The sequence below is a fragment of the Allobosea sp. Leaf344 genome (assembly GCF_001426225.1).
GTDB lineage: Bacteria > Pseudomonadota > Alphaproteobacteria > Rhizobiales > Beijerinckiaceae > Allobosea.
This window is the reverse complement of record NZ_LMRT01000013.1, coordinates 29005-53786: the sequence shown is the minus strand read 5'-3', so window position 1 is coordinate 53786 and position 24782 is coordinate 29005. Positions and strand designations below refer to the sequence as shown.

Here is a 24782-nt window from a genome sequence, read left to right as displayed (position 1 = left end):
TCCATCGGACTGCTGAAACGCATGAGGAGCCTCCCGGCTGGGTTCGCGCGCATCCAGCCGCCCACGGGCGCGCATTGACCTGTAATTAGAAACCTGAATTTCCGAGGCTGCGGGCCGGCTCCGCAGCCCATCCGATGCCGCGCGGGAACTGCTCCGGCCCTGTCGCGTTTCCCAAGTCATAGCACCGATGGCGGCCGTCGCTAGAGAGGGTTTGCCAAGGTGTCGGCACAGTCGAGGGAGGATCGTCATGGGCGGCGTCTTGTTATGGCTTATCGGGATACCGATCCCGCTCATCATTCTACTTTATCTGATCTTCTGACGCAGCGGGCCCCGGATGACGGGGCCCGCTTCGTTTGAAGCCCCATCCCGCGGACCATGCGCGATCGCGAAGCGCCATCGCGCCGGTCAAAACACGGCATGGTCCGCGCGGTCCACAGAGGCTTCGCCCGAGGCCACGGCACGATAGAAATCCAGGAGGCTGTCGCGGCCGGTGGCCGGCGTCGCGGCGGCGTCGTAGCGCCCCGTCCGCGGGTCCAGCAGCAGCATCGACTCCGTGGCGTAATAGCGGCCGATGCGCGCGAACTCCGCCTTGTCCGCGAGCCGCGGCCAGATTCGGCTCATGCCGCCGAGCCCGGCGACGATCCCGTCGAGCAGCGCCACCGGGACCGATCGAAATCGCGGCGCCCGCCCTAGAGCCTCGAACAGCATCGCCCCCTGCTGGCGCGGCGTGATCGCCTCACCCGGCCCGCCGATCGGCAGGATGCGGTTCCAGCGGCTCTGCTGATCCAGACACCCGGCGATGTATTCGGCGAGATCGCGATCACTGATCGGTTTGCAGGCGGTGAGTTCGCCCGTCCCGAAAACCAGGAAGGGGCGGCCCCGGCGGACCCGCTCGATCTGGCCCGAGAGCGACTTGAACAGCGCGGTCGGCCGCACGATCGAATAGCGCAGGCCCGACGCCACCAATTCCGCCTCGAAGGCCAGCTTCGCATGCTGGAAGGCCAGACGCGGCTTCTGCACGCAGATCGCCGAGAGCAGCACGAAATGCGCCACGCCCGCCTCACGGGCCGCGCGCAAGGCGCCGGACTGGGCGAGATGATCGATCGCCCAGGCGTCGCGCGGGCCGCCATGGCGCGAGGCGAGGCAGGAGACGACAGCATCGAAACGCTCGGCCGAAAAGCCCTTCGCCAATGAGGCCTCCGCCAGTGCGACCGGTTCGAGGCGGGCCTGCGTCAGCAGCGGCAGGCTCTGCGCGCGCTTGCGATAGCGCTCCGCCCCGCCATCGGGTCTGACGAAGGCGACCACCTCATGCCCTGCCCTGACCAGCGCCTCGACACTGGCCGCCCCGACCGTCCCGGTCGCGCCGAGAACGCAGACGCGCAGGCCGGAGCTGGTCCGCCGCCCCACGTTCTCGGGCTCGGCGGCGGCTGCAGCCATTTGCGACGCGACGGGTCGGGTTTCGATCACGCGATCAGGCTAGGCAAGAGGCGCAGCCGAGGCAAATCGCGAAGGCGCCCCCTCGCCGCCGGCATGGCTGGACCCCGCGCTTCGTGCGAGAAGGACAATCCGCACGCCGCCCAGGATCGACCTGTGCGGCGGCGGCGACGGCGGGGACGAGATGGCGACGGCGATGACGGATATTGCGGAACGGGCGCGGCATTGGGCGATCTGGCTCACGCGTTTCGCCAGCGTCACCGGAACCGAGGGCGAGCGCGCGCTGCCCGCTGCGCTGGCGGCGCGGTTGCGGGAGGATCCGGCATGGCGCGGCTGCGAGATCTGGCTCGTGCCGATTCCGGACGACCGGCTCGGCCGCAGCTGCCTGGCCGCGCTGGCCCGCGGCACGGGTGGCGAGACCCTGCTGCTCACCGGGCATTTCGACACCGTGCCATTTGATGATTACGCGGATTTGCGCGGGCTCGCGACCGATCCCGAACCGCTGCGCGACGCTCTGCTGCAGCGGCTGCGGAACCCCGCCAATCCGGCCGAGGAGCTAGCCAGGGCCGATCTCGCCTCCGGCAGCTTCCTGCCGGGCCGCGGCCTGCTCGACATGAAGGCCGGTCTCGCCGCCGCTCTGGCCGCCATGGAGGCGTTCCTGCTGCAGCCGCGCCGGGACGGCAATCTGCTCTTCGTCGCGGTGCCCGACGAGGAGGTGAACTCGGTCGGCGCGCGTGGCCTGGGAGAGGCGATGCCGAAGCTCCTGGAGGAGCATGCGCTGCGCCTCGTCGGCGCAATCAATCTCGACTGCATCGGCGACCGGGGCGATGGCCGGGTCGGCCGCTCGGTCGCGCTCGGCAGCGTCGGCAAGCTGCTGCCGACGGCGCTGGTGATCGGCCAGCCGACCCATGCCAGCCACCCGCTGCAGGGCATCAACGCGGCCGCCATCGCCGGCGCCATCGCCGCCCGCGTGGAATGGGCGCCGGAACTGGCCGACGGCGCCGACGGCGAGGCCGGCATCCCGCCGACCTTGCTCAGCCTCAAGGACGGCAAGCGCCATTACGACGTCACTACCCCCGACAGCTGTTTCGCCTGCTGGAACGTGCTGACCATGGGCCGGCCCGCCGCCACGATCTTCGCCGCTTTCGAAGGACTCGTCACCGACGCCGTGCGGACGCTCGCCGCGAGCCTCGCCGAACGACAGCTCCGGGCGTCGGCGCAGCCGCACTCGCCGCCGGCGATAGAGGTGCTTCACGTCTCGGCGATCCTCGCCGAGATCGCCGAAGATCCGGAAGCCGCCGCCGCCTTGCGCGAAACCGCCGAGCGGCTGGCGCGCGAAGGGCTGTCGCTGCCGGACCAGAACGAGCGCCTCACTCTGGCCGCCTGGACGCTCACCGGCCGCAGCGGGCCGGCGGTGATCATCGGCTTCGGCTCGCTGCCCTATCCGCATGTCAGGCTGGGTGGCGGTGAAGCCGCTTGTGCCCTGGAGAGCGCCATCGCCATCGCCCGCGAACAGATGCGCGTCGGCAGCGGCGTCGAGATCGGCCTGCAGGCGCATTTTCCCGGCATTTCCGACATGAGCTTCATCGGCGAGGCCGATGTCACCAGCGTCGCCTTCATCGCCGGCAATACGCCGGCCTGGAGCAGCGGCGTGCGCTGGTCGGGCCAGGTCATCGGCACGCCGACCGTCAATATCGGCCCCTGGGGCCGCGATTATCACACCCCCCATGAGCGGGTGGAAACCGGCTATGCCTTCGAGATCCTGCCGCGTTTCCTGCTGGAGGTGGCGCAGGCCCGCTTTGCGGGGGCGACCCGGTGAGCATGAGCCAGATGCGCGCCGAAGGCGAGAAGCCGGGCTGCGGCCGGGCCCGCCGCCCTTGCCCGTGAACCCCGCGCCGATGCCGAGCGGACAGCCGGTCCTCCGCGGAGATCGCATGTGCAAGGCCCTCAACCTGTCGATCCTCTGCCTCGCGATCGTCGCCGCGCTGTCGGTCTGGTTCGCCGCGACCGCGGCCGTCGCCGATCTGATCAGCGGCGGGTTGATGACCAGCGCCGAGGCCGGGCTGCTCACATCCGCGGTGCAGGCGGGCTTCGTCCTCGGCACGCTCGCCAGCGCGGTTCTGGGCCTCGCCGACCGCATCCGCCCGACGCATCTCTTCGCGGCCGGATGCGGACTGGCCGGCGTCGCGACGCTGCTGCTGCCGCTCGTCGAGCCCACCGGCTGGACGAGCATCGGCCTGCGCGCCGTCGCGGGCGCCGCCATGGCGGCGGTCTACCCCGTCGGCATGAAGATGGCCGCGACCTGGGCGAAGGGGGATCTCGGGGTGCTCGTCGGCATTCTCGTCGGCAGCCTCACCCTCGGCTCGGCCTCGCCGCATCTCGTCAACGGCCTGATCGGCACCCTGCCCTGGACCACCGTCTATCTCGTCGCGGGCGGGCTCTGCCTGGCGGCCGGGGTGCTGATCCTCGCCTTCCGCGAGGGCGAAGCCCGCTTCACGCCCACCCGCTTCCGCTTTGCCGACATGGCGGAGGCCTGGCGCTCGCCGCGGCTGCGCCTGGCCAATCTCGGCTATGTCGGCCATATGTGGGAGCTCTACGCGATGTGGGCGTGGATCGGCGCCTTTCTCCAGCACGGCCCGCTCAACATCCAGGGCGCCGGCGCCAGCCTGATGGTCTTCTGGATCATCGCGGCCGGCCTGCCCGGTGCGATCATCGCCGGCCTGGCCGCGGATCGTTTCGGCCGCTGCGAGACCGCCATCGCCGCGATGATGACGAGCGGGCTCTGCGCGCTGGCGATCGGCCCCCTGGCCAATGTCGCCCCGGCGCTCGCCCTCGTCGTCGCGCTGATCTGGGGCTTCTCGATCGTCGCCGATTCCGCGCAATTCTCGGCCATCGCGATCGAGGTCGCGCCGCGCCAGCTGACCGGGACGATGCTGACCATCCAGACCAGCATCGGCTTCCTGATCACCATCGCCGCGATCCAGGCCCTGCCTTGGCTGCTGCCGCATACCGGCTGGAGCAACGCCTTCGGCCTCCTCGCCATCGGGCCGTTTCTCGGGGTGCTCGCGATGGGCAGGCTGCGCGCGGCGCAGCGCAGGCGGCCGGGCTGAACGACGGGCCGGCGCGTCTTCAGCCTGCGGCGGTCACAGCCGCATCCCGCCATCGACCGCGATCTCGGCGCCGTTGAGATAGGCCCCGTCCGCCGTGCAGAGCAGCAGCGCGAGCCCGGCGCAATCGGCCGGCCTGCCCAGCCGCCTCAGCGGGATCCGCTCCAGCGCCAGCGCCTCGCGCCCCGGCTGCCGCAGGATCGCCTCGTTGCGCCCGGTGCGGATGGCGCCGGGCTGGATGATGTTGAGCGTGACGTCCGGCGCCCGGAGCGTCCGCGCCAGCGTCAGGATCATGCTCGTCTGCGCCGCCTTGGTCGCGGCGTAATACAGGCAATCGGCATTGGCCCGGGCCTCCTGCACCGAGCCGATCGCGATCACGCGGCCGAAGCCGCGCGCGATCATGCCGGGCAGGAAGCACTGCAGCAGGCGCGCGGTGGCGTGGAGGTTGACAGCGCTCTGGAGCTGCAGCGCCTCCTCGCTGAGCGTCTGCCAGCTCTCGCGGATCTCCGCCGAGGCGCAGAGCACGAGGATGTCGGGCGCGCGGCCCGCTTCCTTCAGCCGGGCCAGCATCGCGGCCGGCGCGGCGGGCTCCGCGAGATCATGGATCAGCGGCTCGGCCGAATGGCCGGCGGCGGCCAGGGACGCGGCGACGGCTTCGGCCTCCCCGTCCCGATCATGGATGATCGCATGCGCGCCCGCTTCCGCCAGCCGGGTCGCGATCGCGAGCCCGATCCCGCGCGCCGCGCCGGTGACCAGCGCGACACGCTCTGCCAGAGGCGCGAGCATCAGCCGAGCAGCGGTTTGACGCGCTTCACCGCATCGTCCATCGCCTGCTTCGCCGGCTTGATCCCGAGCACGGCGGCCTGGGTCTCCTCGATGAAGATGTCATGGGCGCGCGCCTGTTCGTCGAAGGCCGGCAGATGGATCCGGGAGGCCTTGAGGGCCGCCGCCTCGTCGGCGGCATAGGGCATCGCCGCCTTGAGCTTCTCGTCGGAATAGGTCGAGATCCGCACCGGGCCATTGCCGTTCAGCGCCATGGCGGTGGTGCCGGCCTTGGACGACAGGGCGCGGATCATCTCCCAGGCGAGCGGCTTCTGCTTCGCGTTCTTCGGGATGACCAGCGACCAGAACTCGACCGTCGGCGCGAAGGCGACCTTGCCGACCAGATCGGCGGCCATCGGCGGCAGCAGCGACTTGAAGCGCCCGCCATATTTGCCCTTGGCGGGATCATTATAGGTCACCAGCCGCGCGAAGGGGTTGATGGTGATCGCGGCGCGGCCCTGCTGCATCCAGGTGGTGATCTCTTCGTTGTTCACCGTCGCGAAATTCCGCGGCAGCACCCCGGCCTTGTAGAGATCGGCCAGCACCGTCAGCGCCTTGACCATGCCGGGCTCGCTGGCGACGAGCTTTCCGTCGCTCGTCATGTAGTCGCCGCCGAGGCAGCGGGCCAGCGTCAGGAAGTTCGAGGCGAAGGAGGCGGTGAAGGCGAGGCCGTGGACCTGCGTGCCGTCCTCGCGCTTGAAGGTCAGCTTGCGGGCGAGCTCCACCAGCTCCTCGAAACTGGCCGGAAGCTTGGTGACGCCACGCTCCTCCAGCAGCGCCTCGTTGTAGATCAGCGCATTGGTGGCGTGGCGCACCGGCACGCCGTGCAACGCCCCGTCGAGTTTCAGCGGCGCGACCAGCCCCGGCGCGAAATCCGCGACATCCTCGAGCGGCGCCTCCTTCATCAGGCCGTCGAGCGGCTCGAACAGCTTCAGATTGCGCGGCACGGCCCGGCCATTGAGCAGATAGGCGACGTCGATCGTGGTCCCGCCGAGCGTCGCCTCGCGCAGCAGCCGCTCATGAATGGCGTTGACGTCGCCGAAGGTGACCCAGTTGACGCTGGCGCCGGATTGCTTGCGCCAGGCCTCGGTGGCGTCGCCGCCCGGCCCGGTCGTGGCGGAGGTCTGGTGGACGCGGTGGCCGAGCGCCGTCACGGTTTTGGCCTGCGCACTCGCCATCCCCGGCAAGGCGAGTCCGGCTGCGGCACTGCCGGCGAGCAGGCCGAAATCACGGCGGGACATCAGTTTCGACATGGCAATCTCCGAACAAAAGGATACTTGTGCCGCCGCCTCGCGCCGGACGATGACGATCTCAGGCCGGCAGGAGCGGCTGGACGCGCTTGACCAGCGAGGCCATCGCCTCCTCCGGCGTCTTCATGCCGAGCACCGCGGCCTCGGCCTCTTCCTTGAAGAAGTCACCGGCCCGCGCCGCCTCGTCGAAGGCCGGCAGCGGCACGCGCGCGACCTTCAGCACCTTCAGCTCTTCGGCGGCGTAGGGCACGGTCCGCGTGAAACCCTCATCGGCATAGGTCGAGGCGCGGACCGGGCCATTGCCGTTGAGCGCCGCCTTCAGCGTCGCCTCCTTCGAGACCATCACCTTGATGAAGCTCCAGGACAGCTCCTTGCGCCTGGCGTTCTTCGGGATCACCAGCCCCCAGAACTCCACCTTGGCCGGAGCGGCGGCGTATTTCCCCGCCAGCGCCGTCGAGGCCGGCACGGCCACGGTCTTGATCTTGCCCGGGAATTTCGACTTCTGCGGATCATTGTAGATCCGGTTGCGCCCCATGCTCTGCAGGCTCATCGCCGCGCGGCCGGTCTGCATCCAGACATTCACATCCTCCGGCGACAGCGTCGCGAAATTGCGCGGGAAGGCGCCGGCCTCGAACAGGGCGCGCAACAGCTTGATCGCGTTCAGCATGGGGGGCTGGTCGGCCACGCATTTGAAATCCGGCGTGATGAAGTCACCGTCCCAGGCCCGCGCCAGGTCGATGACGTTCGGATAGGTCACGCCCGGCATGCACAGGCCGACCACTGCGGTACCGTCGCCGCGTCGATAGGTGCAGGCGCGGGCGATCTCGATCATCTCCTCGATCGTCCGGGGCGGGCCGGAGAAACCCTTCTCGGCGAGCAGCTCCTCATTGTAGTGCAGGCCGGAGGAAGCGTGCCGGAACGGGATGGCGAGCTGCTTGCCGCCGACCTTCATCCCCTCCAACAGCCCGGGGAAGACGTCGCCGGCATCCTCGATCGGATCGCGCTTCAGATAATCGTCGAGCGGCTCGAACAGGTTGGCGGCCCGCGGGATCGCCTGGGTGTTGAGCAGGAAACCGACATCGACGGTCGATTCGGAGAGGCTCGCCTCCCGGAACAGCCGCTCCTGCAGCGGCCCCGTATCGAAGGTCGTCCACTGGATGCCGGTCTTGTTGGCCTCGGCCCAGCCCTTGGTGATGTCGCCGCCCTGCGCACCGGTCGAGACCGTCTGCATGACGCGATGGGCGAACACGTTCAGCGGGCCGCTCTGCGCCAAAGCCGCGCCTGCGTCGAGCCCGGCGAGGCCGAGCCCCGCCGTGGCTGCGAGAAACTGCCTACGGTCCAGCCCTGTCGTCCTGGTCATGGTCACCCTCCCGGAGTGTCGCGAGTTCCGCGATGGCGGCTTCGGCCGCTTCGAAATGCTTGTTCATGGCGCCGGCGGCGGCGGCTGAATCGCCGGCCCTGATCGCGTCGACCACCAGCACATGGCGCTGATAGGTCTTGCGCCAATCGGCCGCGGTACGGGCCTCGCGCGAGTTGAAGATCTCCATCACCTCGCGGATCACCGGACGCAGCCCCCTGATCTGGAAGTCGAGCAGGCGGTTGCCGGAGGAGGCGGCGACCGCCTCGTGGAAATCGAGATCCGCCTCGATCCAGCGCGGAACGTCGCCGAGCGCCGCCTCCATGCGCGCCAGGATGAAGTCGAGCCGCTCGACATCGGCGGCCGAGCGACGCTCGGCGCTATGGGCGGCGATCGGCGGCTCCAGGATGCGGCGCAGCTCCACCGCCTCGGTCAGGCCGGTCCTGCGGCCGCGGACGGCGAAGCGGAAGAAGCGGTCGAGCGGAGCGGCATCGAGCGCCTGCACCCGCGTGACCTTGCCCTGCTGGATGTTCACCACCCCCATCGCTGCGAGCTGGCGGATGGCCTCCCGCGCGATCGGCTTACTGACGCCGAAGGAGGCGGCGAGCCGTGCCTCGCTCGGCAGCGCGTCACCGGGCTTGAGGCGCCCGTCATGGATCGCCTGGGTGATCCGCGCGATCAGCGTGTCGCCGAGCCGGATCGGCACGACGTCGGACCCCGAAAACGGATCCTCGCCGCCCCGCGCCACGCCGGCCGGTCGATGTGCCTGAGCTTCCATGACGGGGATGATTGACAGAAGCCGGTCAGGTTTGCAACTGATCAACCTATCAGATAGGTAGACAATTGACGCGACGCTCCGCCGAGGCATTCCGATCCGCATGACCGCCCGCACCATCGCCAGCATTCAGAGCCATCCGCTGCGTGCGACCTTGCCCAAGGTCCAGCGGACGTCGCAGGGCGAGTTTCCGGCGATCGAGATCGTCCTGGTCGAGGTCACGACCAGCGACGGCATCGTCGGCGTCGGCGAGGCTCTGGCGCGCCGGGGCGCCGCCGGCTATGCGAGGCTGATCGACGAGGCGCTCGCGCCGAAGCTGATCGGCCGGGATCCGGCCGACCGCCGCGCCTTGTGGAAAACCATGCGCGGCGTGCTGACCGGGCGCCCGGGCGGCCAGCTGGTCGAGGCGATCTCGGCGGTCGACATCGCGCTTTGGGACATCGCCGGGAAGGCTGCCGGCGCCCCCATCCACAAGCTGCTCGGCGGCATGGGCCGGACCGAGGTCGCCGCCTATGCCTCCTCGATCAACTGGCTCGACGATGCGACGGCCGAGGCCGAGGTCGCCGCCGCGCTGGCGGCCGGTTTCCGTGAAATCAAGGTCAAGCTCGGCCATCCGTTGAAGGATGCGATCGCCCGCGCGCGGCTGGTCCGCAGGCTCGCGGGCGACGACGTCTCGCTCTATGTCGACGCCAACTGGGCCTATGACGTCGATGACGCGATGATCGTCGGCCGGGTGCTCAGCGATCTCGGCTACGGCTTCTTCGAGGAGCCGATCGCCCCGCAGGATCGCGACGGCTATCGGCGTCTCGCGCAGCATCTGCCGATCCGGCTGGCGGCGGGCGAGAGCGACTATGTCGCCTCCGAGGCGCTGGGGATGCTGCAGGACCGCTCGATCGGGCTGATCCAGCCGGATGTGACGCGCTCGGGTGGCATCACCGAGACCTGGCGCATCGCCGAGCTCGCGGCGAGCTTTCACACCGCCTACGCCCCGCATGTCGGCTGGTCGGGCGCGATCTGCGTCGCCGCCAGTCTGCAGCTCGCAGCGGCGGCCGAGAGCTTCCGCACCTTCGAGTGCATGGTCTACGCCAATCCGCTGCGCGACGCCTTCACCCGGCCGGTGGTCGGCGAAGGCTTCCAGCTCGTCGCCGGCAGGCTGGCCGTGCCCCAGGGGCCCGGGCTCGGCGTCGAGATCGACCGCGAGGCGCTGCAGCGCTTCAGGATCGCCTCGTGAACGGTCGGACGCCCCTCGGCGCGATCGCGCTCGTCGGACCGGTGCAGCTGATGGTCGGCTGCATCATCTTCCTGCCGGCGATCTATGTCTTCTGGCTCAGCCTGAACCAGTCGAGCTTCGGCCAGGCCGCGAGTTTCGTCGGCTTCGCCAATTACGCCAAGGTTCTGGGCGACCCGTATTTCTGGCGGGCGCTGGTCAACACCGTGATCGTCGTCGCGATCGTGGTGCATGTCGAGCTGCTGCTCGGCCTGCTGATGGCGCTGTTCTTCGCCTCCGGCGTTCCGTTCCGCCCCATCCTCCTCGCCATCGTGCTGGCGCCCTATGCGGTCAGCGAGGTCTCGGCGGTGGTGATGTGGCGCTATCTCTTCGAGCCGGATGTCGGGATGATGAGCCAAGTCCTGGCCTGGTTCGGCCTGCCGCCGATCGAATGGGCGGTGAAGCCCAATCACGGGCTGGCGATGGTCTCGCTGCTCTCGATCTGGCTGCATCTGCCCTTCAGCTTCATCATCATCTATGCCGCGCGCCTCTCGATCCCCGGGGATCTCTACGAGGCCGGGGCGATCGACGGCGCCACCGGCTGGGCCGCCTTCCGGCGCATCACCCTCCCCCTGCTGATGCCGGCGCTGCTGATCGCGGCCCTGTTCCGCTACATCTTCGCCTTCAGGCTGTTCTCCGAGGTCTGGCTGATGACCGGCGGCGGCCCGGCGCGGACCACCGAGGTGCTGGCCGTCTATCTCTATCTCGAGGCGTTCCGCTACAACGCCTTCGGCTCCGCCGCCGCCACCGGCTGGCTGCTCGTGCTGGCCTCGCTCCTGCTCGCTCTGGTCTATCTCCGCGGGCTCTACAGGGAGATGTTCCGCAAAAATGGCTAGGCGCGCGCTCCCCGCACTCCTGAAATGGCTCGGCGTCGCGCTGATCGCCGCATGGTCGCTGCTGCCGATCCTGCTGATCGTGATGTCGTCCTTCAAGGCCGACCGCGACATCTTCTCGACCGCCTCGCGCTTCGCCTTCACGCCGACCTTCGCCAATTACGAGCAGCTCTGGAGCCGCTGGGGCGATTTCTTCCACGGGCTCTGGAACAGCTTCCTCGTGACGGCCGGCGCCACCATCCTGGCGGTGCTGGTGTCGCTGCTGGCCGGCTTCGCCTATTCCCGCCACGCCTCCAGGGGGCTGCAGGCCAGCGCCTTCTTCCTGATCTTCATCCGGCTGATCCCGCCGATCGTGATCACCCTGCCGCTCTTCCCGGTGGTGAACCGTCTCGGGCTCAACGATACCCATGCGATCCTGATCGTGCTGTACGCGACCTTCTTCGTCTCGCTCGGCACCATCGTGATGCGCACCTTCATCGACCAGATCCCGCGCGAGCTGGACGAGGCGGCGATGATGGACGGCGCGACGCAGATGCAGATCGTCTGGCGCGTCATCCTGCCGATGGCGGCGCAGGGCATGCTGGCCGTCGCGGTCTTCGTCATCGTCTATGCCTGGAACGAGTTCCTCTTCGCCTTCATCTTCACCACGACCAAGGCCAAGACCGCCCCGCTGGTCATCTCCGAGATGATCGGCGCGGTCGAAGGCGTCGAATGGGGCGTGCTCTTCGCGGCCTCCACGGTCCAGCTCCTGCCCGTGCTCGCCTTCGTCATCCTCATGCAGAAACATCTCGTGGCGGGTCTGACCGCCGGCGCGGTGAAAGGTTAGGCCATGACCCAGCTCGACGACATGCGGCGTGCCCTGCGCGAAGCCGACCCGCGGCTCAGCCGCTTCGACCCGCTGCCGCGCATCATCTGCCTCGACGATTTCGACCGCGGCATGTGCGGCTGGACCCAGCTCGTCGGCAATTACGAGCATTCCCTGGACGCGATGCTGCCGGGCTATGCTCAGCACAGCCACGCCATGCTGTCGACGCTGCCGAACTGGGATTTCGGCTCGCATGGCGGCGTCGACGGCTCCTATGCGCTGAAGATCGCGACACGGCCGCGCAAGGGCGCCCAGAACGTCGCCATCAAGCGGCTGACCTTCCGCAAGGCAGGCCCGATCCGGATCGAGACCTATTTCACCTTCAAGCCTGAGGCGACCGCGCTGGAGCTGTCGGAAACCGATATCCGCTCCTTCGGCTTCCTCTACGACCTGCAGGTCGGCGACCAGCACGGCGCCGGCGGCGAGAGGGTGATGCCGCATCTGCGCTTCCTCAACGCCGAGAACGGCGTGCATCTGCAGAAATGGCAGTTCAAGCGCAAGACCACGCCGATCCAGCCGATCGGCACCGCCGGCAAGACGATCACCCATTACCATCTCTCCCCAGATGATTGGGAGGATCTGCCGGGCGGCGGGCAGCGGCTCTGCTACAACGAGATCCCGACCAAGGTGAACTGGCACTATCTGCGCTTCGATTTCGACCTGGCGAGCATGCAGGCCACCGGCTTCCAGGTGAATGACCGGGTCTTCGACCTCGGCAGCTACGAGCCGATCCGCATCCCCGCGATGAAGAACCTCTGGTGCATGCTGAATATCGGCTTCTTCGCCGAGACCGATACGGATAAGCGCGCTTTCGCCTATCTCGATTCCGTCTGCCTCTCGGGAGATTTCTGATGCTGCCCGAGAACCTGACCGCCATCGTCGCCCGCAACGAGACCTGGACGGGCGCCTGTGCCACGGAGCCCTATGAGGCGGGCTGGGCGAAGGAGGCGATCGTCTTCGTCCGCGCCCTGAAGACGCCGAAGGGCCCGCTGCCGAAGGCCCGCATCGAGCTCTCGGCCGATGGCATGCATTGGGTGCCGGAGGGATCCGAATTCGATCTTCCGGCCGGCGAGAACGCCGTGACCTTCCAGCGCCTGAGCCATTTCGGCAATTTCATCCGCGTGGCGGCCAGCCTGCCGCCGGGCTCGGAGATCACGCTCCTCGTCGCCCTGCATCTGAAGGCCTGAGGAGGCGAAGGTCTCGGGCGGCCGCTGAGGCTCACTGTCCGCGTCGCCGGCCAAGGTCCCGTTCGGACCCTGGCCGTCAGCGGGACGCTGCCGCTACCAGTACCTGTAATAGCCGGCGTCACGGGCGCGGCGGCCATAGGCGCGCGCATGCGGAGGCGGGCCCCCATAGACGCGGCCATAACCATGGCCCTGCTTCCAGCCCTTATGGCCCTTGAATTTCCCGCCGCCATTCTTGATCTGCTCGACCAGCTCGGGCGTTTGCAGCGCGCTGGCCGCCGCGACCGGGGCCGCCTGCGCCGTCTGCGCGAACCCCATGCCGAGGCCGCCGAGGGCGAGCATAGTCATCATGATCTTTCGCATCGATGCCTCCATGTCGTTTCAACGAAAGAGCCCACCTTCGAAAAGGTGGGCTCCTTTCGGTCAGTCGATGATCTGGACGATCTTCCGGGTCTTCGGCTCGACCAGCACGGTCTTGTTGTTCACGACCGTGTAGCGATATTCGGTCTTGCCGTATTTCGCCGGCACCTCGCGATAGGTGACGGTCTCGGGCAGCGTCGCGCCGACCACGACCTGCTCCTTATAGGTCACCGACGGGACCTTCTGCTCGGTCACATAGGTGCGGAACTCGCTGCGCCGATCGGCGGCGATGCCACCCACGACCGCTCCGGCGACAGCGCCACCGGCAGCGCCGACGGCGGCCCCGGCCGGCCCGCCGACGATGGCGCCACCGACGGCACCCGTGGCTGCGCCGCTGGCGGCACCGCCGGCGGCGCCGGAGCTGGACTGGGCGAAGGCGGCCGGAGCGATGGCCAGCGCAGTGACGACGACAAGTGTCCTGATCATGATGTCTCTCCCGTTCGAGGTAAGTCTGACCCCTGAGCCGGAAGCTGAACTGTGAACTATGAGTTCAGTTCCATGAACGCTTGTTCATCGTCCAAGCATTCGCGTGTGTTTACTTGCAGCCACCTCGGAAAATTGTATCGTCAGCTGTTCATGCCCGGCGATCGCCAGAGAAGAAGGCGCGCCCGGAGGGCCAGACGGCGCGCTCCGTCGGCTCCGCCCGGGCGGCGCTCCCTCCCCCGTCAGGCGGGACGTTCGGGCGCCGGCATCGAGACCGGGCGGGCGAGGCGGGATTGCGCGCTGAGCCGAATGCCGGCATTGGCGGCACCATAGCCGCCATAGCCGTCGCGCTGGACGATCTCGAAGAACATGCCGCCATCCAGCGTGGTGGTATAGGCCTGCCAGAAGCAGCCCTCCCCGTCCCGATCATAGAGGATGCCGAGGCTCTGCAGCGTGGCGATGGTCTCCGGAGAGAGATCGGAGCGGGACAGGAGATCCTCGTAATAATTCTCCGGGATGGGCAGCATGGTGACGCCGTTCGCCACCAGCCGCGACACGGTCGCGACGATGTCGCGCGTCGCGAAGGCGATGTGCTGGACGCCGGAGCCGAAGAAATCGGTGATGAAGCGCGCCGACATCGTGCGATGGCTCTGCGATCCGTTGAGGATCAGGCGCAGGCCATGCCCCGCTTCGCCGTCGAGCCCGCTTTCCACGACCTGGCTCTGGACGACCCCGCCGGGATCGATCACCGCCTGGCTCGGCGTCTTGGTCGTCGCGAACAGGGACGAGTAGAACAACAGCCAGGTCAGCATCTCCTCATATTGCATGGTCTGGGAGATGTGATCGACGGCGACCAGCCCGGCGCCGGCTCCGGCCGCGGCGACCGGCGCGAAATCGATCGCCGACCAGCCGCCCAGCGCCGAATTCCGGTCGATGAAATAGACCAGGCTGCCGCCGACGCCGCGCACCGCCGGCAATTCGAGCTCGCCCGGCGCCGCCGCGCCGGTATGCGGACGCTCGAGCAGCGCGCGCGCCCTTTCCACGGCCGCCGCCGCATCGGGCACCCGCAAGGCGATCGCGCAGACCGCGGCGCCATGGCTGATCTGGTAGCTATGTGCGAAGCCTTCGCTATCGGCGTTCAGCACGATGCGGATATCGCCCTGGCTCCATAATTCGACGTCCTTGCTGCGATGAAGCCCGGTTCGGCTGAAGCCCAGCGCCTGCAGCAGAGCGGAAAATTTCGGCTGTTCGGCTTCCGCGATCGCGAATTCCACGAATTCCACGGCCTCGACCGGCGCGGGCGGCGGCATCGCGACGGCCCCTTCCAGCGTCCGGCCCAGCGAGCGCGAGGTCTCGTCCAGAAGCCAGATTAGGGAGCGATGGCCATCGCGCGCCACTGACCGGGCCGACCCCGCGCGAAAGCGGTCGTTGAAGATTTCGAGCGAGAGCACGCCCTCATAGCCGGTCGCCGCGAGGTCGCGCATGAAGCCTTCGATGTCGAGTTCGCCCTGGCCGGGCAGGCAGCGCCAATGGCGGCTCCAGGAGAGATGATCCATCTGCAGCCGCGGCGCATCGGCCATCTGCACCATGGCGATGCGGTCGCGCGGGATGGTGCCGATCGTCGCGGTTTCCAGGCCGCGCGAGAGAATATGGAAGCTGTCGAGGATGATCCCGACATTCTCCTGCCCGGCGCGGCGGACGATCTCCCAGGAATCGCGGTAATCATGGACATGCCGCCCCCAGGCGAGCGCCTCATAGCCGACGCGCAGGCCGCGCTTCGCCGCGCGCTCTCCCAGCTCCGCGAAATCGGCGGCGAGCCGGTCGATCCCGCTCTGGGCCTCCGGCGAGGTGCTGGAGCAGACGAAGAGCAGCTCGGCGCCGAGCTCCTGCAGCAGGTCGAATTTGCGCTCGGCCCGCTCGAATGTGCGCTGGCGCCGTGCCGCCGGCATGCCCTCGAAATCGCGGAAGGGCTGGCAGGTGACGATGTCGAGCCCGAGATCATGGCAGATGCGCCTGATCTCGCCGGGCGAGCCGGGAAAGGCGATCAGGTCGTTCTCGAAGATCTCGACGCAGCGAAACCCCGCCGCCGCTATCGCCTCCAGCTTTTCCAGGAGCGAGCCGGAGAGGCAGACCGTGGCGATCGACGGGATCATCTGGAGCTCCTCGACAGGCGCAGGGATGCCTCGGCCGGCGCGATACAGCGAGCGTGCTCGGCAGCCTTCGTCGAAGCCGGTCACGCCACGCCGCCAGCATAGAGCGCCGGCGGTCGGGCGCAATTGCAAATGACAAAAAGCGAAATGTCCTATGAAAGCCCGTTTGCCGATTCAGCTCTGACGCGGCTCCCGGTCGCTTTCGGTCGGGAGGTGGTCGGCGCCCCTCTCAGCCTCAAGCCCTGCCTCAAACCCTGCCGCGCGGACGGGCCGGATTGCCCATCACCGTCACCCCGGCCGGGACGTCACGGGTGACGACGGCCCCCGCTCCGATGATCGCGTCATCCCCGACCGTGACCCCCGGCAGGATCAGCGCGCCGCCGCCGATCCAGACATTCGCCCCGATGCTGATCTTGCGGCCGCTCTCGACCCCCTCGCGCCGGAGCGCCGGGTCGCGCGGATGGTCGGCGGTCAGGATCTGCACGCCCGGCCCGATTTGCGTCAGGGTGCCGATCACGACCGGGGCGACGTCGAGAATGATGCAGTTGAAGTTCAGGAACACGCCGTCCCCGAGCGAGATGTGCTGCCCGTAATCGCAATGGAAGGGCGGGCGCACCACCGCGCCCTCGCCGACATGCGCGAAAAGCTCGCGCAGCAGCACGCGTCGTTCGGCGGGAGATTCGGCGAGCGTGCCGTTGTAGCGGACCATCCAATCCCGGGCCCGCTGGGCATCCGCCTGCAGTTCCGGATCGCCCGGCCGATAGGCTTCGCCCGCCAGCATCTTCTGCTTTTCGCTTCTCATCATCGCTCGTTTCCGTCCGACATGCTGCGACAGCGGCGCCGTTCCCGCCCGCAAATCCCGGTTTCATCGCGCCGGAATCGGCTCGCGAAGCCCCGCCTCGGAATGCGGCGCTTTCACTCCGCCGCGATCGCCAGGAAACGGTGGCGGTAATCGCCCGGGGACAATCCGACGACCCGGTGAAAGATCTTGCGGAACGAGGTCGCATCCTCGTAACCGACCGCGAAAGCGATCTGGTCGACCGGCCGCCTGGAAAATTCCAACAGCTCGCGCGCCTTTCCGACCCGCAGATGCTGGGCATATTCGGTCGGTTTCATCCCGGTCGCGGCCTTGAAGCGCCGCTGGAAGGTGCGCTCCTCCATCGCCACGAGCCTGGCCATCTCGACGACGCTGACCGCCTTGGCCTCGCGGGCCTGCAGCCAGTGCTGCACCTTGAGGATGGCCTCGTCGCCATGCGTCAGCCTGGGCGCGAAGCGCGAGTAATGGCGCTGCTCCCGCCCCGTCGTGTCGATCAGCATGAAGCTGCCGGTATCGGCCATCACCGTCGAGCCGAGCAGCCGATCGACCAGCCGCAGCCCCAGATCGGTCCACGCCATCAGCCCGCCGGCGGTGAGGATGTCGCCGTCCTCGATGACGATGCGGTCGGTGTCCAGCCGCACATCGGGAAAGCGCGCGCGGAACTGATCGCCGAAGAGCCAATGCGTCGTCGCGGGGCGGCCCGAGAGCAGCCCGGTCGCGGCCAGAGCGAAGACCCCGCCGCAATTGGCCGCCAGCGTCGTTCCGCGCGCGTGGCGGTCAAGCAGCCAGCGCGCATAGGGCGCCGCCTCCTGCGCCTCCATCGGGCCGGTCAGCCGCCCCGGCACCAGCAGGATGGACGGTTCGATGTCCTGCCGGAGCTCCGGATGGCTGTCGAAGGCCCGCGCGAATCCACCATCCGGACCAAGCCGCCAATGGCTGACGCGCACGCTGGCGCCGCCCCGCTTGACCGAAAACTGGCCGGCGATCTCGAACAGGTCGGTCATGCCGTGGACCATCGCCGTCTGGCAGCCGGGATAGAGAATGATCCCGAGCTCCGCTCTGGCTGCGCCTGTCATGGGTCGCGACATCGGATCGCCCTCTTTGTCGGTTTTGCCCCGGCTAATGTCGGTTTCGCCGATCCCCATCATTTCTGAAGCAATCTATTCATTCAATCACAGGGCGCCGCTGCCCTGGCGAGGTTTTCGGCAACAGAAGGATCAATATCATGGCCATGATCACCACCAGGGACGGCACGCGCATCTTCTACAAGGATTGGGGCAAGAAGGACGGGCAGCCGATCGTCTTCTCACATGGCTGGCCGCTGACGGCCGATGCCTGGGATGCGCAGATGGTCTTCTTCGCCGATCGGGGCTTTCGCACCATCGCCCATGACCGGCGCAGCCATGGCCGCTCCGACCAGGTCTGGGCCGGCAACAGCATGGACCAATATGCCGACGATCTCGCCGAGCTGATCGACACGCTCGATCTCCGCGAGGCGATCCTGGTCGGCCATTCCACCGGCGGCGGCGAGGTCACCCGCTATATCGGCCGCCATGGCACGAGCCGGGTCGCCAAGATCGGGCTGATCGGCGCCGTGCCGCCGCTGATGCTCAAGACCGAGGCCAATCCGGGCGGCCTGCCGATCGACGTCTTCGACGGCATCCGCAAGGGGACCTATGACAACCGCTCGCAATTCTTCCTCGACCTGACCATTCCCTTCTACGGTTACAACCGGCCCGGCGCCGTGATCTCGGAGGGGATCCGCCAGAGCTTCTGGCAGCAGGGCATGATGGGCGGGCTCAAGGGCCAGCTCGACTCGATCCGCGCCTTCTCCGAGAGCGATTTCAACGGCGATTTGAAGCGCTTCGACAAGCCGACGCTGGTGCTGCACGGCGATGACGACCAGATCGTGCCGATCGGCGCTTCGGCCCTGTCGACGGTGAAGATCGTGAAGCACGCCGTTCTCAAGGTCTATGAGGGCGTCGATCACGGTCTGACCCAGACCCATCAGGACCGCTTCAACGCCGATCTGCTGGCCTTCATCGAGAGCTGATCGGCCGCCGGCCCGCCGGCTCGCCCTCCTACTGAACCGGACTACCCGGACGGCGATTGCGCCGTCCGCAGGCTCCCGCTCGCCCCCGCACCGCTCCCTCCGCAACCCCGCCACCGCGCGACCGCGCCCGAGGCGCCGGCCCAACCAAGGACATCGTCATGATCCCCGGCCTCCCCATCGAAACCCTGCTGATCATCCACGTCGCCATCAGCCTGGCCGGCATCGTCACGGGTCTCGTCGCCATGGCGGCCCTGGCGGCCGGGCGCTGGCTCGGATCCTGGCAGGCCGCCTTCCTGGTCACCACCGCGCTGACCAGCCTGACCGGCTTCCTATTCCCCTTCGGCGGCGTCACCCCGGCCTTCCTCTTCGGCGTCGTCTCGATGGCGGCGCTCGCCATCGCCGCAGCGAGCTGGCCGGTGAGGAGAATACGCGCCGCCGGCATCGCCTACGCCGTCGCCGCGACGCTCGCGCTCTATCTCAATCTCTTCGTGCTGATCGTGCAGTCTTTCCAGAAACTGCCGAGCCTGCAGCCGCTGGCGCCGACGCAGAGCGAGCCGCCCTTCCTGATCGCGCAGATCCTGCTGCTGGTCGCGGCCCTCGTCATCGGCACCCTCGCCATCCGCGCCGATCGTCGCCCGCTCACCCCGGCGCGCTGAGCTCCGCGGCCGCATCCCGGTCGATCAGGAAGGTCGTATCCGGGTGGCCCTGCAGGGCCGAGGCGGGTCGCTCCGGCCGGGCCGGAGCCGCGAGCGCATCGGCCACCGCCCGGGCCTTGCCGCGACCGCAGGCGATGAGCAGGATCCGGCGCGCGTCCAGAATGCTGGCGATGCCCATGGTCAACCCGCGCATCGGCACCTGTTCCCCGCCGGCGAAAGACCCGCCCGCCGCCTCCCGGGTGGTGGAAGCCAGGGTCACCGGCCTGGTGCGGCTGGCGAAGTCCGAACCCGGCTCGTTGAAGGCGATGTGCCCGTTGCGGCCGAGGCCGAGCAGCTGCAGATCAATGCCACCCGCAGCTTCGATCCTGGCCTCGTAAGCCGCCGCCTCCCGCTCGAGATCGGCCGCCATGCCATTGGGCATGTGGCAGCGGTCGGGGGAGATGTCGATATGGTCGAACAGCGTCTCCTGCATGAAGCGGCGGAAGGAGGCCGGGTGCGCGGCAGGCACGCCGACATAATCGTCCAGGTTGAACGCCGTGACGCCCCGCCAGCTGGTGCCGTTCTCCCGGACATCCCTGACCAGCGCCGCATGGAGGGGCCGCATGGTCTCGCCGGTGGCGAGGCCGAGCACGAGGTTCGGGCGGGCCCGGACGGCCGCGATCACCAGCCGCGCCGCCTGCTCCACCACCTCCTCCGGTGTGGCAAACTGCCTGACCCTTACCATGGCCCGCTCCCGCCTATCGCCTGCCGCCAGGGCGCAGGCCCGGCCCTGCCGGCGAGAGCAGCGCCGACAGCGCTGCGAGACCGGCTCCCGCCAGCACCGCATGGGGCCCGAGCGCGCTGGTGCGGACGGTCGGGGCGAATTCATGCGCCTGCGCCTTCGCCGCGACCGGTTCGGCGATCTCCGGCTGGACGCCGATGCTCCCGCCCAGCACGATCAGCTCGGGATCGGCGATGGCGCTCACCGCCAGCAGCGCCTCGAACAACGCCTCGCCCGTCGCCGCGATGGCGGCGCGGGCCGCCGGCGAGCCGCTGCGCGCCTCCGCGAAAAGCTGTTCGACGGTCTCGGCCTGGACCGGCCCGGCCCGCCGCGCCGCACAGATGATGCCGACACTGCCGATCTCGCGCTCCAGAACGCTTCGGCCTGAATTGCCGCCGCCTGACGGTCCCGCCGGCAGCAGTGCGATCTCGCCCGCCATGCCACGATGCCCGCGGGCCAGCCGGCCATCGAGCACCAGACCCATGCCGATGCCGGTGCCCAGAGCGATGAAGGCGAAGTTCTTCAGGCCCTGCGCGTAGCCCGAGGCACTCTCGCCCAGCGCCGCCAGATTGACGTCGTTCTCGAGCGCGACGCCATGCCCGAAGCTCTGCTCCAGCTCGGCCCGCAGATCGCAGTCGTCGAGCCCGGCGATGTTCGGGGCGAAGCCGACGCGCCCGGTTCGGGGGTGGACCGCGCCCGGCACGCCGATCGCGGCGGCGGCGATCATGGCGAGGGGGATCTCGCAAACGGCGGCGAGCTCGCGCCGGAGCCTGGCCATCTGCGCGATGACCGCATGGACACCGGCCGCCGTCGGCTCCTGGCGCTCCGCGAGGACAGCACCGGTCTCGTCGACGATGGCGGCGTGGAGCTTGGTTCCGCCGAGATCGGCGACGAACAGGCGCAGCGCGCGGCCGGTCCGGCGCAGCCCGGGCCCATCCCGTTCCACCAGCCCGGCCCGGATCAGGCCGTCGACCAGAGCGGCGATCTGCGCGGGCGACAGCGAGACGGATGCAGCGGACCCCGGTGCAGCGACCGCTTCCCCTTGCCGCGAGCCGGACAGGACGGCGCGGGCGGCGAGCGGCGCCACCAGATCGAGATCGGAATCAGAGAAAGCCATATCGGTCTCGCGCCGCCTGCGCCCCCCGGATAGCGACCCGGGAGGCGCGGAGCCATGTCAGCTGCGATAATGATCGTCGATCATCTTCTGCTCGGCTTCCGCCATCTGCCGGACGGCGGCGAGCGGGTCCTGGTTCTGCAGCAGGATCCGGTCGAGCATGTCCTGGAAGAGCTGGCCCTGCGCTTCCTCGGCGACGAAATCGGTGGTGAAGGCGTCGTTCATTCCCGCCAGCATCGGGCCGCTGAGCGGATCGGCCAGGTTCTTGGGCGTGAGCGCCGAAGCCTTCTTGGCCGGCAGCTCGCCCGTCTTGTCGAACCAGAGCTGCATCGCCTCGTCGCTGGTGATGAAGGCGAGGAACTTCACCGCAGCCTCCTTCTTCGCGCCGGTCACGTTCGCCGCGAGACCGTTCACCCAATAGGAGGAGTAGTTGCCCTTGACGCCCTTATGCGCGGGCAGCTCGGCGACACCCCAGTCGAAGCCGCGCGCGGTGCGGAACGAGCCGAGCCGGAACGAGCCGTCGACATGCTGGGCGGCGCGCCCCGCCTTGAACGCCGCCTGGCTCTCGGAAAGGAACCCGGCCTGCGCGACCTTATGGCGGCGCTGCAGATCGGTGTACCAGGCGATGCCGGCGGCGCCGGCTTCATTGGCATAGGTCACCTTTTTGAAATCGGGGCTGTAGGGCGTGCCGCCATGCTGCCGCACCAGGACCTCGCGCCACCAATGATAATCCTGCGAGGGAATGCCGATCGTCGCGCCGGCCTGGGTGAGATTGCCGCTGCCGTCGCGCTTGGTCGTGGCCAAGGCGTATTTGACGTAGTCGTCGAGCGAGGAGGCCGGGGTCTCGCCGAGATTGGCCTCCTTCATCAGCCGCTTGTTGTAGAACATGCCGAGGCTGCGCACCGCCGTCGGCAGCGCCCAATAGCCGTCGGCGTTCTTCATCATCTTCACGACGTCGAAATATTCGCTGTCGATCTGGGCCGTGTTGAAGACCTCGGCGGGCAGCGGCTGGATCAGCTTGGCCTTCGCATATTCGCGCATCCAGCCGAAGAACAGCTGCATCACCGCCGGGCCCTCGCCGGCCGGCACGGCGGCCGCCGTCTTGGTGCGGTATTGGGCATAGGGGAAATGCGTGTGCTTGACCTTCACACCCGGATTGGCCGCCTCGAACTGCTTGATCAGCGCGTCCATGGCTTCGACGCGTTCCTTGAAGAAATACTGCCAGTATTCGATCTCCACGNNNCGCCGCGATCGTGAGAGCGGCAGCCGCCGAGCCGATGGCGAAGCCGCGGCGCGTCAGGGTGGTCTCGGTGGTGTCCTTGGCCATGTCGTTCTCCCTCTTTCTATGGCAATAGGAATGGGTCAGCGCCTCGAGCCGCTGGTGGCGGCGAAGCGATCCTGCGATGCGTAAAATTCAGTTCGGCGATGCGACGCTCGTCACCCTGACGGATGCGCGGCCGCCTCCGGCGGATTTCCGCTACGCCTTCGCCGCTCACACGGCAGATTTCGACGCGCCGGCGCGGCAGATCTGGGCTCCTGACGGCCTGTTCCACACCCGCTTCGCCGTCCATGCGCTGGTGCAGGACGGAGCCGTCACGCTGATCGATGCGGGAATCGGCCCGGAACCCAGCGCCTATTTCAACGGGCTGAGCGGCCGGCTCGACACGGAGTTGGCGCAAGCCGGGCTCGATGCCGCGATGATCACGCGCGTCGTCTTCACGCATTTCCATCTCGATCATGTCGGCTGGGCGAGCCGCGAGGGCCGGCCCTGTTTCCCCAAGGCCCGCTATGTCGCGCCGGAGGCGGAACTCGCGCATTGGCAGCGTCTCGGGGGCGAGGCCGCTCTGCCCCATCACGTCGCGGCCTTCGCCAGGAGCATCGCGCCGCTGCTGGCACAGGGGCTGGTCGATCCGGTGCGGCCCGATCATCCGCTGCCGGGGCCCCTCGCCCTGACCTACAGGTCTTTGCCCGGCCATACCGCCGGCCATTGCGCCGTCATCGCCGCGGATGGAGCGCGGCGGCTGGCGATCGCGGGGGATAGCTGGCACAGCCCGGCGCAGATCGAGCGGCCGGATTGGGGCCACAGGGCCGATGCCGATCCGCAGGCGGCCAGCGCCGCGCGCCGCTCCTTCGCGCGCTGGGCCCATGACACCGGCGCGGTGGTCGCGGCCGGGCATTTCCCCGAGCACCAGGCCTTCGGCAGGGTCGCGGCCGGAGACGATGGCGGGCTCGTCTGGGAGCCGCTGGGCTGAGGCGGGTTTCACTGCCGCAGCTCCCGATTGCGCTTCGCCGGCAGCAGGACAGGGCGTAGCCGGGCGATCCGCGCCGCCCGCGGCTGCGGGCTGAGTGCGCGGAACAGAGGCAGGGTCGCGCCGCCGAGCGCCGAGGCCGAGCGGCCGCTGCGCGCGATCGTCAGGCGCGGCTGCGTCCGGTTCGGGCGTAGGCTCACCGAGGCCGGCAGCGGCTCGAGCCTCTCCGCCAGCTGCAGCAGCGCGCGCGTCGGCAAAGGCCCGCCCAGGACGATCGCCTCCGGATCGAACAGGTTTTCGAGGTTCAGCACGGCGAAGCGCAAAGCGGCGGCCGCCCGCCCATACCATTGGTCGCGCGTCGCGGGATCGAGCTCCAGCAACTCGTCGGCTTCGGCCGTCAGCGCCTCGGCGTAGCCTGCCGAGACCAGCATCTGGCGCAGCGCGCTGATCGAGGCGATCGACTCCAGCGCCGAGGCTCCGCCGCCCTCGGGATCGACGACCAGCATCCGGCCGATCTCGCCGGCATTGCCATAGGCGCCGGTCAGCGGGTGGTCGTCGATGAAGATGCCGCCGCCGATGCCCTCCCCGATATAGAGATAGACGAAATTGCGCAGGTCGCGGGCCGCACCGTCGAGATGCTCGCCGATCGCGGCCGCGGTCGCGTCATTGCCGACGATGACGGGGCAGCCGAGCGCGGCGCTGTAATCGGGCACGAAATTATGCCGCGTCCAGCTCGGCATGGTCAGCGGGTCGGCCTGATCGGCCTCGACGCCGAAGGGCCCGGGCAGGACGATGCCGACGCCCCAGATCCGGGCCCGCGCGATGCCGGCGCTCGCGACCAGCCGGTCGACCAGCGCGTTGACATCGGCCAGCGCCGCGGCGGGATCGTCGGTGCAGCAGGGCATATGCTGCTGGGAGCGGATGCGGGTTTCGATATTCGCCACCAGCCCGGTGACGCTGCCGCGGTCGATCTGCAGCCCGATCGCGAAACCGCCCTCCGGATTGAGCCCGAGCTCGATCGGCGGCTGGCCGCGCGCCGCCTGCCGGCGCCCGAGCTCGATCAGCAGCCCCTCGTCCAGCAGCTCGTCGACGAGCACGGTGACGATCTGCGCGGACAGCCCGGTCGCAGCCGCCAAGTCGGCGCGCGACGCCCGCTCCGCCCGGCGCAGCGCATCGACCAGCAGGCGGCGCTGATGCCCCCGGCGGTCGAATGGCGCGAGACCAGACAGCAGCATCAATCTCTCTC

At 68.7% G+C, this 24782-nt stretch carries 24 protein-coding genes; 10 read left to right on the top strand and 14 right to left on the bottom strand.

Annotated elements, in window-relative coordinates; translation table 11 throughout:
* Positions 1-405 precede the first annotated feature (405 nt).
* A complete protein-coding gene (locus ASG72_RS08905; protein WP_082540217.1) occupies positions 406-1437 on the bottom strand; it encodes an NAD(P)H-binding protein in 1032 nt (343 codons plus the stop codon).
* Positions 1438-1630: 193 nt separating this feature from the next.
* Between ASG72_RS08905 and ASG72_RS08900 the strand changes: the two genes are divergently transcribed.
* The gene (locus tag ASG72_RS08900; protein ID WP_056712503.1) at positions 1631-3253 is read left to right on the top strand and encodes a M20/M25/M40 family metallo-hydrolase; all 1623 of its coding nucleotides are present in this window, start codon (positions 1631-1633) and stop codon (positions 3251-3253) included.
* Between the two features lie 115 nt (positions 3254-3368).
* A complete protein-coding gene (locus ASG72_RS08895) occupies positions 3369-4544 on the top strand; it encodes an MFS transporter (RefSeq protein WP_244488751.1) in 1176 nt (391 codons plus the stop codon).
* Between the two features lie 33 nt (positions 4545-4577).
* On the opposite strand, the gene ASG72_RS08890 is transcribed toward ASG72_RS08895, so the two are convergent.
* Genes ASG72_RS08890 through ASG72_RS20680 form a run of 4 tightly spaced genes read right to left on the bottom strand, consistent with a single transcriptional unit; the run spans position 4578 to position 8748 of the window.
* Positions 4578-5327, bottom strand: a complete 750-nt coding sequence (locus ASG72_RS08890) for an SDR family oxidoreductase (RefSeq protein ID WP_056711265.1) — start codon at positions 5325-5327, stop codon at positions 4578-4580.
* Positions 5327-6616 (bottom strand): extracellular solute-binding protein, encoded by a 1290-nt coding sequence (locus ASG72_RS08885; RefSeq protein ID WP_056711262.1) that lies wholly within the window; start codon positions 6614-6616, stop codon positions 5327-5329. Before ASG72_RS08885 ends, ASG72_RS08890 begins: the two co-directional genes overlap by 1 nt.
* Positions 6617-6674: 58 nt before the next feature.
* The gene (locus ASG72_RS08880; protein ID WP_056711261.1) at positions 6675-7973 is read right to left on the bottom strand and encodes an extracellular solute-binding protein; all 1299 of its coding nucleotides are present in this window, start codon (positions 7971-7973) and stop codon (positions 6675-6677) included.
* Positions 7945-8748, bottom strand: coding sequence for a FadR/GntR family transcriptional regulator (locus tag ASG72_RS20680; protein ID WP_162246221.1), 804 nt, complete (start codon positions 8746-8748; stop codon positions 7945-7947). Before ASG72_RS20680 ends, ASG72_RS08880 begins: the two co-directional genes overlap by 29 nt.
* A 100-nt stretch (positions 8749-8848) precedes the next feature.
* Here ASG72_RS20680 and ASG72_RS08870 point away from each other — a divergent pair, with 100 nt between their 5' ends.
* The 5 genes from ASG72_RS08870 to ASG72_RS08850 are packed head-to-tail and all read left to right on the top strand — an operon-like array spanning position 8849 to position 12897.
* Positions 8849-9976 carry a mandelate racemase/muconate lactonizing enzyme family protein gene (locus ASG72_RS08870; protein WP_056711256.1) on the top strand — a complete coding sequence of 376 codons (1128 nt, stop codon included), beginning with the start codon at positions 8849-8851 and terminating at the stop codon, positions 9974-9976.
* Positions 9973-10848, top strand: coding sequence for a sugar ABC transporter permease (locus tag ASG72_RS08865; protein ID WP_244488750.1), 876 nt, complete (start codon positions 9973-9975; stop codon positions 10846-10848). The genes ASG72_RS08870 and ASG72_RS08865 overlap by 4 nt, the downstream gene beginning before the upstream one ends.
* The gene (locus ASG72_RS08860) at positions 10841-11671 is read left to right on the top strand and encodes a carbohydrate ABC transporter permease (RefSeq protein ID WP_056711254.1); all 831 of its coding nucleotides are present in this window, start codon (positions 10841-10843) and stop codon (positions 11669-11671) included. The genes ASG72_RS08865 and ASG72_RS08860 overlap by 8 nt, the downstream gene beginning before the upstream one ends.
* A gap of 3 nt (positions 11672-11674) precedes the next feature.
* The gene (locus ASG72_RS08855; protein ID WP_348271572.1) at positions 11675-12562 is read left to right on the top strand and encodes a DUF6772 family protein; all 888 of its coding nucleotides are present in this window, start codon (positions 11675-11677) and stop codon (positions 12560-12562) included.
* Positions 12562-12897 carry a hypothetical protein gene (locus ASG72_RS08850; RefSeq protein WP_056711250.1) on the top strand — a complete coding sequence of 112 codons (336 nt, stop codon included), beginning with the start codon at positions 12562-12564 and terminating at the stop codon, positions 12895-12897. Before ASG72_RS08855 ends, ASG72_RS08850 begins: the two co-directional genes overlap by 1 nt.
* A gap of 93 nt (positions 12898-12990) precedes the next feature.
* On the opposite strand, the gene ASG72_RS08845 is transcribed toward ASG72_RS08850, so the two are convergent.
* The 5 genes from ASG72_RS08845 to ASG72_RS08825 form a co-directional block, all read right to left on the bottom strand.
* Entirely contained in the window at positions 12991-13242 is a 252-nt protein-coding gene (locus ASG72_RS08845; RefSeq protein WP_210168556.1) for a hypothetical protein, read from the bottom strand.
* A gap of 75 nt (positions 13243-13317) precedes the next feature.
* Positions 13318-13740: a DUF1236 domain-containing protein gene (locus ASG72_RS08840; RefSeq protein WP_056711245.1), complete on the bottom strand. Its 423-nt coding sequence runs from the start codon at positions 13738-13740 to the stop codon at positions 13318-13320.
* Between the two features lie 239 nt (positions 13741-13979).
* Positions 13980-15890: a sugar phosphate isomerase/epimerase and 4-hydroxyphenylpyruvate domain-containing protein gene (locus tag ASG72_RS08835; protein WP_056711242.1), complete on the bottom strand. Its 1911-nt coding sequence runs from the start codon at positions 15888-15890 to the stop codon at positions 13980-13982.
* Between the two features lie 244 nt (positions 15891-16134).
* Positions 16135-16689 carry a sugar O-acetyltransferase gene (locus tag ASG72_RS08830; protein WP_056712498.1) on the bottom strand — a complete coding sequence of 185 codons (555 nt, stop codon included), beginning with the start codon at positions 16687-16689 and terminating at the stop codon, positions 16135-16137.
* A 113-nt stretch (positions 16690-16802) separates the two neighbouring features.
* A complete protein-coding gene (locus ASG72_RS08825) occupies positions 16803-17780 on the bottom strand; it encodes a GlxA family transcriptional regulator (protein ID WP_082540284.1) in 978 nt (325 codons plus the stop codon).
* 149 nt (positions 17781-17929) lie between these two features.
* On the opposite strand from ASG72_RS08825, the gene ASG72_RS08820 reads away from it, so the two are divergent.
* On the top strand, positions 17930-18757 hold the full coding sequence (locus ASG72_RS08820) for an alpha/beta hydrolase (protein WP_056711240.1): 828 nt from the start codon (positions 17930-17932) through the stop codon (positions 18755-18757).
* Between the two features lie 158 nt (positions 18758-18915).
* Complete coding sequence (locus ASG72_RS08815; RefSeq protein WP_056711237.1) at positions 18916-19413, top strand: hypothetical protein; 498 nt, start codon at positions 18916-18918, stop codon at positions 19411-19413.
* Here ASG72_RS08815 and ASG72_RS08810 read toward each other — a convergent pair.
* From ASG72_RS08810 to ASG72_RS08800, 3 genes are read right to left on the bottom strand one after another with little or no spacing between them, the layout of a single operon-like run.
* Entirely contained in the window at positions 19397-20137 is a 741-nt protein-coding gene (locus tag ASG72_RS08810; protein WP_056711235.1) for a glucosamine-6-phosphate deaminase, read from the bottom strand. The two genes, ASG72_RS08815 and ASG72_RS08810, sit on opposite strands and share 17 nt — an antisense overlap.
* A gap of 13 nt (positions 20138-20150) precedes the next feature.
* Positions 20151-21290 (bottom strand): ROK family protein, encoded by a 1140-nt coding sequence (locus ASG72_RS08805; protein WP_056711232.1) that lies wholly within the window; start codon positions 21288-21290, stop codon positions 20151-20153.
* A 57-nt stretch (positions 21291-21347) separates the two neighbouring features.
* Entirely contained in the window at positions 21348-22478 is a 1131-nt protein-coding gene (locus tag ASG72_RS08800; protein WP_200939929.1) for an extracellular solute-binding protein, read from the bottom strand.
* Positions 22479-22690: 212 nt separating this feature from the next.
* Here ASG72_RS08800 and ASG72_RS08795 point away from each other — a divergent pair, with 212 nt between their 5' ends.
* Positions 22691-23539 carry an MBL fold metallo-hydrolase gene (locus tag ASG72_RS08795; protein WP_056711229.1) on the top strand — a complete coding sequence of 283 codons (849 nt, stop codon included), beginning with the start codon at positions 22691-22693 and terminating at the stop codon, positions 23537-23539.
* 8 nt (positions 23540-23547) lie between these two features.
* On the opposite strand, the gene ASG72_RS08790 is transcribed toward ASG72_RS08795, so the two are convergent.
* Positions 23548-24771, bottom strand: a complete 1224-nt coding sequence (locus ASG72_RS08790; RefSeq protein ID WP_056711228.1) for an ROK family protein — start codon at positions 24769-24771, stop codon at positions 23548-23550.
* Positions 24772-24782: the final 11 nt, after the last annotated feature.

Coding starts and splice junctions, on each gene's coding strand:
- ASG72_RS08830 (WP_056712498.1), bottom strand. CDS start 16,689: ATGAGAAGCGAAAAGCAGAAGATGCTGGCGGGCGAAGCCTATCGGCCG.
- ASG72_RS08795 (WP_056711229.1), top strand. CDS start 22,691: ATGCGTAAAATTCAGTTCGGCGATGCGACGCTCGTCACCCTGACGGAT.
- ASG72_RS08895 (WP_244488751.1), top strand. CDS start 3,369: ATGTGCAAGGCCCTCAACCTGTCGATCCTCTGCCTCGCGATCGTCGCC.
- ASG72_RS08820 (WP_056711240.1), top strand. CDS start 17,930: ATGGCCATGATCACCACCAGGGACGGCACGCGCATCTTCTACAAGGAT.
- ASG72_RS08900 (WP_056712503.1), top strand. CDS start 1,631: ATGACGGATATTGCGGAACGGGCGCGGCATTGGGCGATCTGGCTCACG.
- ASG72_RS08815 (WP_056711237.1), top strand. CDS start 18,916: ATGATCCCCGGCCTCCCCATCGAAACCCTGCTGATCATCCACGTCGCC.
- ASG72_RS08835 (WP_056711242.1), bottom strand. CDS start 15,890: ATGATCCCGTCGATCGCCACGGTCTGCCTCTCCGGCTCGCTCCTGGAA.
- ASG72_RS08870 (WP_056711256.1), top strand. CDS start 8,849: ATGACCGCCCGCACCATCGCCAGCATTCAGAGCCATCCGCTGCGTGCG.
- ASG72_RS08885 (WP_056711262.1), bottom strand. CDS start 6,616: ATGTCGAAACTGATGTCCCGCCGTGATTTCGGCCTGCTCGCCGGCAGT.
- ASG72_RS08805 (WP_056711232.1), bottom strand. CDS start 21,290: ATGGCTTTCTCTGATTCCGATCTCGATCTGGTGGCGCCGCTCGCCGCC.
- ASG72_RS20680 (WP_162246221.1), bottom strand. CDS start 8,748: ATGGAAGCTCAGGCACATCGACCGGCCGGCGTGGCGCGGGGCGGCGAG.
- ASG72_RS08845 (WP_210168556.1), bottom strand. CDS start 13,242: ATGACTATGCTCGCCCTCGGCGGCCTCGGCATGGGGTTCGCGCAGACG.
- ASG72_RS08890 (WP_056711265.1), bottom strand. CDS start 5,327: ATGCTCGCGCCTCTGGCAGAGCGTGTCGCGCTGGTCACCGGCGCGGCG.
- ASG72_RS08860 (WP_056711254.1), top strand. CDS start 10,841: ATGGCTAGGCGCGCGCTCCCCGCACTCCTGAAATGGCTCGGCGTCGCG.
- ASG72_RS08790 (WP_056711228.1), bottom strand. CDS start 24,771: ATGCTGCTGTCTGGTCTCGCGCCATTCGACCGCCGGGGGCATCAGCGC.
- ASG72_RS08880 (WP_056711261.1), bottom strand. CDS start 7,973: ATGACCAGGACGACAGGGCTGGACCGTAGGCAGTTTCTCGCAGCCACG.
- ASG72_RS08800 (WP_200939929.1), bottom strand. CDS start 22,478: ATGGACGCGCTGATCAAGCAGTTCGAGGCGGCCAATCCGGGTGTGAAG.
- ASG72_RS08850 (WP_056711250.1), top strand. CDS start 12,562: ATGCTGCCCGAGAACCTGACCGCCATCGTCGCCCGCAACGAGACCTGG.
- ASG72_RS08825 (WP_082540284.1), bottom strand. CDS start 17,780: ATGACAGGCGCAGCCAGAGCGGAGCTCGGGATCATTCTCTATCCCGGC.
- ASG72_RS08810 (WP_056711235.1), bottom strand. CDS start 20,137: ATGGTAAGGGTCAGGCAGTTTGCCACACCGGAGGAGGTGGTGGAGCAG.
- ASG72_RS08840 (WP_056711245.1), bottom strand. CDS start 13,740: ATGATCAGGACACTTGTCGTCGTCACTGCGCTGGCCATCGCTCCGGCC.
- ASG72_RS08855 (WP_348271572.1), top strand. CDS start 11,675: ATGACCCAGCTCGACGACATGCGGCGTGCCCTGCGCGAAGCCGACCCG.
- ASG72_RS08905 (WP_082540217.1), bottom strand. CDS start 1,437: ATGGCTGCAGCCGCCGCCGAGCCCGAGAACGTGGGGCGGCGGACCAGC.